Annotated in this window: 8 protein-coding genes and 1 tRNA gene; 4 read left to right on the forward strand and 5 right to left on the reverse strand. The window is 64.4% G+C overall.

Going from position 1 to position 6,571, the window contains the following annotated elements; all coding sequences use genetic code 11:
- Positions 1-2 precede the first annotated feature (2 nt).
- The 4 genes from NN5_RS16655 to tkt all read right to left on the reverse strand — a co-directional run bounded on the left by NN5_RS16655 (position 3) and on the right by tkt (position 4,689).
- The gene (locus tag NN5_RS16655; protein ID WP_067735770.1) at positions 3-1,202 is read right to left on the reverse strand and encodes a phosphoglycerate kinase; all 1,200 of its coding nucleotides are present in this window, start codon (positions 1,200-1,202) and stop codon (positions 3-5) included.
- Complete coding sequence (locus tag NN5_RS16660; RefSeq protein ID WP_067735802.1) at positions 1,199-1,618, reverse strand: MOSC domain-containing protein; 420 nt, start codon at positions 1,616-1,618, stop codon at positions 1,199-1,201. The genes NN5_RS16655 and NN5_RS16660 overlap by 4 nt, the downstream gene beginning before the upstream one ends.
- Positions 1,619-1,680: 62 nt before the next feature.
- Entirely contained in the window at positions 1,681-2,688 is a 1,008-nt protein-coding gene (gene gap / locus NN5_RS16665) for a type I glyceraldehyde-3-phosphate dehydrogenase (protein ID WP_067735773.1), read from the reverse strand.
- A 12-nt stretch (positions 2,689-2,700) separates the two neighbouring features.
- The gene (gene tkt / locus NN5_RS16670) at positions 2,701-4,689 is read right to left on the reverse strand and encodes a transketolase (protein WP_067735776.1); all 1,989 of its coding nucleotides are present in this window, start codon (positions 4,687-4,689) and stop codon (positions 2,701-2,703) included.
- A 202-nt stretch (positions 4,690-4,891) separates the two neighbouring features.
- Here tkt and NN5_RS25915 point away from each other — a divergent pair, with 202 nt between their 5' ends.
- The 4 genes from NN5_RS25915 (at position 4,892) to NN5_RS16685 (ending at position 6,358) form a co-directional block, all read left to right on the forward strand.
- Complete coding sequence (locus NN5_RS25915; protein ID WP_157081184.1) at positions 4,892-5,065, forward strand: hypothetical protein; 174 nt, start codon at positions 4,892-4,894, stop codon at positions 5,063-5,065.
- Positions 5,066-5,072: 7 nt separating this feature from the next.
- Positions 5,073-5,381: a cell division protein ZapA gene (locus NN5_RS16675; protein WP_067735779.1), complete on the forward strand. Its 309-nt coding sequence runs from the start codon at positions 5,073-5,075 to the stop codon at positions 5,379-5,381.
- Positions 5,382-5,534: 153 nt separating this feature from the next.
- Positions 5,535-6,140, forward strand: a complete 606-nt coding sequence (locus NN5_RS16680; RefSeq protein ID WP_067735783.1) for a 5-formyltetrahydrofolate cyclo-ligase — start codon at positions 5,535-5,537, stop codon at positions 6,138-6,140.
- Positions 6,141-6,142: 2 nt separating this feature from the next.
- Positions 6,143-6,358, forward strand: a complete 216-nt coding sequence (locus tag NN5_RS16685) for a DUF2842 domain-containing protein (RefSeq protein WP_067735787.1) — start codon at positions 6,143-6,145, stop codon at positions 6,356-6,358.
- 86 nt (positions 6,359-6,444) lie between these two features.
- Here the strand turns inward: NN5_RS16685 and NN5_RS16690 are convergent.
- Positions 6,445-6,521: transfer RNA gene (locus tag NN5_RS16690), tRNA-Asp, on the reverse strand.
- Between the last annotated feature and the right edge of the window lie 50 nt (positions 6,522-6,571).

The following is a 6,571-nucleotide window of genomic DNA, read 5'->3' on the forward strand; positions in this document are numbered from 1 at the left end:
GATCAGGCGGAAAGCGCCGCCACGCCGGGCAGTTCCTTGCCTTCCATCCATTCGAGGAAAGCACCGCCCGCGGTGGAGATATAGGTAAAGTCCTGCGCCACGCCCGCATGGTTGAGCGCTGCCACGGTATCGCCGCCGCCCGCCACGGAGGTCAGCGTGCCTTCGAGAGTCAGTGCAGCGGCGGTCCGGGCCAGGGCCACAGTGGCCGCATCGAACGGCACCATCTCGAAGGCGCCGAGCGGACCGTTCCACACCAGCGTGCGGCAGGTCTTGAGCACGTCGCCCAGCGCCTCGACCGCCAGCGGGCCGGCATCGAGGATCATTTCGTCGGCGGCGACTTCGTGGACGTTGCAGGTGCGCAGCGACGGCGGATTGGCCGCGAATTCCTTCGAGACAACGACATCGTAGGGCAAGTGGACAGTGCAGCCCGCACCATCCGCCGCTTCCAGAATCTCGTTGGCCGTTCCGGTCAGGTCATGCTCGCACAGCGACTTGCCCACATCGACGCCCTTGGCCGCCAGGAAGGTGTTGGCCATGCCGCCGCCAATGATGAGGTGATCGACTTGCGTGACGAGGTGCTTGAGCACGTCAAGCTTGGACGAGACCTTGGCCCCGCCGACCACGGCGGCAACCGGCTTCACCGGCGCGCCGAGCGCCTTGTCGAGCGCTTCCAGTTCGGCCTGCATCGAGCGGCCTGCATAAGCCGGCAGTACCTTGGCCAGACCTTCGGTCGTGGCATGAGCGCGGTGAGCGGCCGAAAAGGCATCGTTCACGTAGAAATCGCCGTTCGCGGCAATCGCCTTCACCAGTTCGGGATCGTTCTTTTCCTCGCCCTTCCAGAAGCGCGTGTTTTCCAGGATCGCGACATCGCCGGGACGCAGGATACCGATGGCCTGCTCGACCACCGGCCCCGTGATCTCGGGCACGAACATCACTTCCTTGCCGATGACCTTCTCGACCGCGCCGACGACCATCGACAGCGACATCGTCGAAACGCGCTCACCCTTGGGACGGCCGAAGTGCGCGAGCAGCAGCACTTTCGCACCCTTGTCGCACAGATCCTTGATGGTCGGTTCGGCGGCGCGGATGCGGGTGTCGTCAGTGACGGCGCCATCCTGCATCGGCAGGTTCAGGTCGACACGCACGAGTGCCACCTTGCCAGTCACGTCGCCCAGATCATCAATCGTCTTGAAAGCGCTCATCTCTCGATCCTCACGTCATCGCCGACGGCAATTGCGCCGTCATCCAGCACCCGTCCCAGCACGCCACCGCGCCAGTCTGGCGTCAGCGCGGCCATCAGGCCTGGCCTAATCTCGTCCATGCGGCTGCATGGATCACATTCCATGGTTACTTCTATGCGGCAGGCTGCCCCGATCGCGATAACCGCTCCCGGTTCCCGCGGCAGACGAATGCCGGACACGCACAAGTTGGCGCGCCGCGAATGCCAGGGCAGCATGTACGCTTCGGCATCATCCAGTTCGTGCAAGGCTGCTTGCCAGCTTTCGGCCTCGATCAGCGAGACTTGCCGGCGCGGGGCCTTCCCCTGACGCACGACGCCGCGAAAGTCCCCCTGGACTCCCGCGGCGGCAGTGACGGCAACGGACATCAGTTCCTCCATGGCGCCGCGCGATCGTGATCGCCGCGCGATGCCCCGGAGCGTGCCCGCTGCCGGATTCACTTTCAGAGGAACTTCGCCATCGCACCCGCAGTGTCGAGCATGCGGTTCGAGAAGCCCCACTCGTTGTCGTACCAGGACACGACGCGGACGAACTTGCCTTCCATGACAGCCGTTTCGAGGCTGTCGACGGTCGAGCTCGCCGGGTAATGGTTGAAGTCCGACGAAACCAGCGGCTGGTCGGTGTAGGCCAGAACGCCCTTCATTGGACCTTCCGAAGCCGCCTTCAGCGCAGCGTTGATCTCTTCCTTGGTGGTGTCGCGCTTCGGCACGAAGCACAGGTCAACCAGGCTGACGTTCGGGGTCGGCACGCGGACCGACGAACCGTCGAGCTTGCCCTTGAGTTCCGGCAGGACCAGGCCGACCGCACGGGCAGCGCCGGTGGTGGTCGGGATCATGTTGACCGCGCCAGCGCGGGCGCGGCGCAGGTCGCTGTGGATCTGGTCGAGCATACGCTGGTCGTTGGTGTACGAGTGGATCGTGGTCATGAAACCACGCTCGATACCAACGGTATCGTTCAGGACCTTGGCGACGGGGGCCAGGCAGTTCGTGGTGCACGAAGCGTTCGACACGACGATGTGGTCGGCGGTCAGGGTCTCGTGGTTCACGCCGAAAACGACAGTGTTGTCGACGCCGGTCGCCGGGGCCGAGATCAGAACGCGCTTGGCGCCTGCATCGAGGTGCGGCTGCGACGCTTCCTTCGACTGGAAGAAGCCGGTGCATTCGAGCACGATGTCGATGCCCAGTTCCTTGTGCGGCAGCTTGCCCGGATCACGCTCGGCGGTGACGACGATGTCCTTGCCGTTGACGGTGATCTTGCCTTCGCCAGCCTCTACGGTGCCGGGGAAACGGCCGTGGGTGCTGTCGAAGCCGAAAAGGAGCGCGTTGGACTTGGTGTCCGCCAGGTCGTTGATCGAGACCAGGTCGAGCCCGCAATCGGGGCGTTCGAGAATGGCGCGGGCGACAAGGCGCCCAATACGTCCGAAACCGTTGATCGCAACCTTCGTCGCCATAAATACTCCTCCTTAGGCGCTGAGCTTGTCCAGAATTTTGGGCACGATGGCTTCGACCGTGAAGCCGAAGCGTGCAAACAGGTCCTTGGCCGGGGCCGACGCGCCGAAGCGGTCGAGGCCGATGTTGAGGCCGCCATTGCGGCTTGCCGCCGTGTAACGTTCCCAGCCCATGGTCGTTCCCGCCTCGATCGAGACGCGCAGGATCGACGGGTCGTGCGGCAGGATCTCGTGCTTGTAGGCTTCGTCCTGCGCTTCGAACAGTTCCACGCACGGCATCGAGACGACATCGGCACCGATGCCCTGCTCTTCAAGCGTATCGCGCACCTTGCAGGCCAGCTCGACTTCCGAACCGGTCGCGATGAGGATGACCTTGCGGTCCACCTCTGCATGGCGAAGCACATAGGCGCCGCGTGCCGAGAGCATGTCGCCCGACTTGCGAAGCTGCGGCAGGTTCTGGCGGGTCAGTGCGAGGACCGACGGCGTGCCGGCGGCTTCCAGTGCCAGGTTCCAGCACTCCGCGGTTTCGATCACATCGGCCGGACGAAACACGTTGAGGTTCGGGATGAGACGCATACTCATCACATGCTCGACCGGCTGGTGCGTCGGGCCGTCTTCGCCCAGACCGATGGAATCGTGGGTCAGAACGTAGATGGTGCGGGCCCGCTGCAGCGCCGACATGCGGATCGCGTTGCGGCAATAGTCCGAGAAGATCAGGAACGTGCCGCCATAGGGGATCACGCCGCCGTGCAGCGCCATGCCGTTCATCGCGGCGGCCATGCCGAACTCGCGAATGCCGTAATAGACATAGCGGCCCGCATAGTCCTCGGCGGTAAACGGCGCCTGGCACTTGGCCTTGGTGTTGTTCGAGCCGGTAAGATCCGCCGAACCGCCGACCATTTCCGGGATCGCCGGAGCCAGCACGTTCAGCCAGTTCTCCGAAGCCTTGCGGGTTGCGACGGTAGCATCGCCTTCCACCCATTCGGCCAGCGTCTTGCGGATCGGTTCGACGTCCGGCAGCTCGCCCGCCATGCGGCGGTTGAATTCGGCTGCGTCGGGGGCTGCGGCGAGCCGCGCTTCCCACTCGGCGCGGGCCTTGGCGCCGGCAGCGCCCAGCGAGCGCCAGTCGGCCATGATCTCGGCCGGGATCTCGAACGGTGCGGACGTCCAGCCCAGGTATTCACGAGCCGCTTCGATTTCGGCGGCACCGAGCGGGGCGCCGTGAACATCGTGGCCGCCCTGCTTGTTGGGCGCGCCCTTGCCGATCACGGTGCGGCAGGCGACCAGCGTCGGCTTGTCCGAAGCGGCAGCCTCAGCCAGCGCGCGTTCGATGTCGGCGAAGTCATGGCCGTCGCACTCGAACACGTCCCAGCCCGACGCGCGGTAGCGGGCCGGAATGTCTTCAGACGTCGAGAGCGAGGTATCGCCGTCGATCGTGATCTTGTTGTCGTCCCACAGGACCTTGAGCTTGCCCAGCTTCAAGGTGCCGGCAAGGCCGATGGCCTCGTGGTTGATGCCTTCCATCAGGCAGCCGTCACCCGCGATCACCCAGGTATTGTGATCGACGAGATCGCCGCCGAACGTCGCATTGAGCTGGCGCTCCGCCATCGCCATGCCGACTGCCATGGCCAGGCCCTGGCCAAGCGGCCCGCCGGTGCATTCGACGCCGGGAATCAGGAAGTTTTCCGGGTGCCCCGCGCAGACCGAGCCGAGCTGGCGGAAGTTGCGGATGTCGTCCATCGTCGGGCTTTCGTAGCCGGTGAGATGGAGCAGCGAATAGATCAGCATCGAGCCGTGACCGGCCGACAGCACGAAACGGTCGCGATCGGCCCACTTGGGCGCGGCGGGATCGAACTTCAGGAACTTGGCGAAAAGCACCGTGGCGACATCGGCCATGCCCATCGGCATACCGGGATGGCCACTGTTGGCAGCCTGAACCGCATCCATCGACAGCGCCCGGATGGCATTGGCCATCGGCGCAAGACGGTCGGAAGTAAGCGTCATGTATTAGGCTCCGGAGCGCAAATTTTGTGAACGATTCGTTATTTTGCGCCCCCCTTTAGGGAGAGGCGGCCTCCCGTCAAGTTCAGCCCCCGATTTCACGCCCGGCGTCCCGGTATCCCGGCCATGGAGACGAGCTCACAAGATTGTGAACAACGCTGGGCAAATACTTGCCTTGCGACGATAAGACTATAGCCATGTCCTGATGGAGGATGTGCCGATCGTGGATGCGGTGGAAAGGATAGAGGCGGCCTTGGCGCGCGCTGAAGCCGCTGCGCCTGCATTGACCGAACTTCGCGGCCGTCACGAACAGCTCAAGGCATCCGTCTCCCGTTCGCTGGAACAGCTCGACCGGCTTATCGAAAGCCAGGCGGAATGATCGTACCATGAGCAACGTCACGCTCTCGATCGGCGGCCGGAGCTTTACAGTTGCCTGCGCCGATGGCGAAGAAACCCACGTCGGCCATCTCGGCACCCTGATCGACGCCAAGGTCACAGCCGCCGGCGCGGCCGGGCAGACCGAGGCGCGTATGCTGCTCTATGCCGCATTGCTGCTGGCCGACGAAGTTCATGACCTGAAAGGCAGCGCATCCCCTGCGGCCTCTCCCGCGGAAATGCAGGAACGGCTTGCCCGTATCGCCGCCCGCATCGAAAATCTTGCAGACCTCCTTGAGGGCAGCGCAACGAACGCCTAGATAGCGCGGGACGGGATCTGCCCGGCACGAGCCGTTCGAACATCCCTGAGGCTATAAGCAATCCAAGGGGGCTGTCCCTGCCCAGACCCTGGTCTGACGCACATGGCTCCCACCTGACGTTGAGGCGTCAGAGGATTTCTAGGAAAACGACCCATGGTGGACCCGTCACCCCCCATTTCCCTCGCCAACGAAAAGGCTGCCTTGCGCAAGGCCTATCGCAAAGCACGCGCCGATCATGCCGCCAGCCTGCCGCAAGGGTTGCGGGCACTGGTGCTCAACCGCCCGCCGGCTCCCATCGCAGCCATGGTCCCGGAAGGAGCAACGCTCGGACTCTATCATCCGACCGGCGCCGAGGCGCCCGCCACCGGATGGGCCCGCTGGTTCGCCGAAAACGGCAGGCAGATCGCCCTCCCCTGGTTCGCAGCACGCGATGCGGCGATGGAGTTCCGGTCCTGGAACAACCCTTGGGATGAAGAACTGCTGGTTCCCGGCCCCTGGCGCGCCCTGCAGCCGAAAGACAGCGATAGCCCCGTCATTCCGGATGCCATTGTCGTGCCACTGCTCGCCTTCACGGCAGCCGGCCACCGGCTTGGCCAGGGCGGCGGACATTACGACCGCTGGCTGGCCGCACACCCCCATGTTCCCGCGATCGGTCTTGCATGGGACTGCCAGATCGCCGAGGATCTGCCGTTCGAAGCCCACGACCGGCCGCTTGCCGCCGTGGTGACGCCGACCCGGATCTACGAAGGACAGCTGTAACAATGCGCGAAGCCCCGACATGGCGAATCCCCGCCGGCGTCCTCTTTCTGGTTTTCGCGCTGGGGCTCTACGGGATTGCGGTTGCCAGTTTCGTGCCGCCGCTGATCGGCGAGTGGAACGCCCTCGCGCAGACGCCGGTCTATGTGGTGCTCGGCGTGATCTGGATCCTGCCCTTGAAGCGCTTCCTGATCTGGATGGAAACCGGGCGCTGGGGCTGACCCCTTCGAACATATCGTGCGGGAAATAAAAAAGGCCGGGTTTCCCCGGCCTCGTTTCTTTGCTGCGGGAACCACTTCGTGAGAAGTGGCGCGAGTGACGGGGCTCGAACCCGCGACCTTCGGCGTGACAGGCCGACACTCTAACCAACTGAGCTACACCCGCGCAGCAATGTAAGTGGTCAGGTTGACCCTGACCGTCCGCATCCCTTCCGG

The sequence above is a fragment of the Novosphingobium naphthalenivorans NBRC 102051 genome, assembly GCF_001590985.1.
GTDB lineage: Bacteria > Pseudomonadota > Alphaproteobacteria > Sphingomonadales > Sphingomonadaceae > Novosphingobium > Novosphingobium naphthalenivorans.

Coding starts and splice junctions, on each gene's coding strand:
- NN5_RS16655 (WP_067735770.1), bottom strand. CDS start 1,202: ATGAGCGCTTTCAAGACGATTGATGATCTGGGCGACGTGACTGGCAAG.
- NN5_RS16660 (WP_067735802.1), bottom strand. CDS start 1,618: ATGGAGGAACTGATGTCCGTTGCCGTCACTGCCGCCGCGGGAGTCCAG.
- gap (WP_067735773.1), bottom strand. CDS start 2,688: ATGGCGACGAAGGTTGCGATCAACGGTTTCGGACGTATTGGGCGCCTT.
- tkt (WP_067735776.1), bottom strand. CDS start 4,689: ATGACGCTTACTTCCGACCGTCTTGCGCCGATGGCCAATGCCATCCGG.
- NN5_RS25915 (WP_157081184.1), top strand. CDS start 4,892: ATGGAGGATGTGCCGATCGTGGATGCGGTGGAAAGGATAGAGGCGGCC.
- NN5_RS16675 (WP_067735779.1), top strand. CDS start 5,073: ATGAGCAACGTCACGCTCTCGATCGGCGGCCGGAGCTTTACAGTTGCC.
- NN5_RS16680 (WP_067735783.1), top strand. CDS start 5,535: ATGGTGGACCCGTCACCCCCCATTTCCCTCGCCAACGAAAAGGCTGCC.
- NN5_RS16685 (WP_067735787.1), top strand. CDS start 6,143: ATGCGCGAAGCCCCGACATGGCGAATCCCCGCCGGCGTCCTCTTTCTG.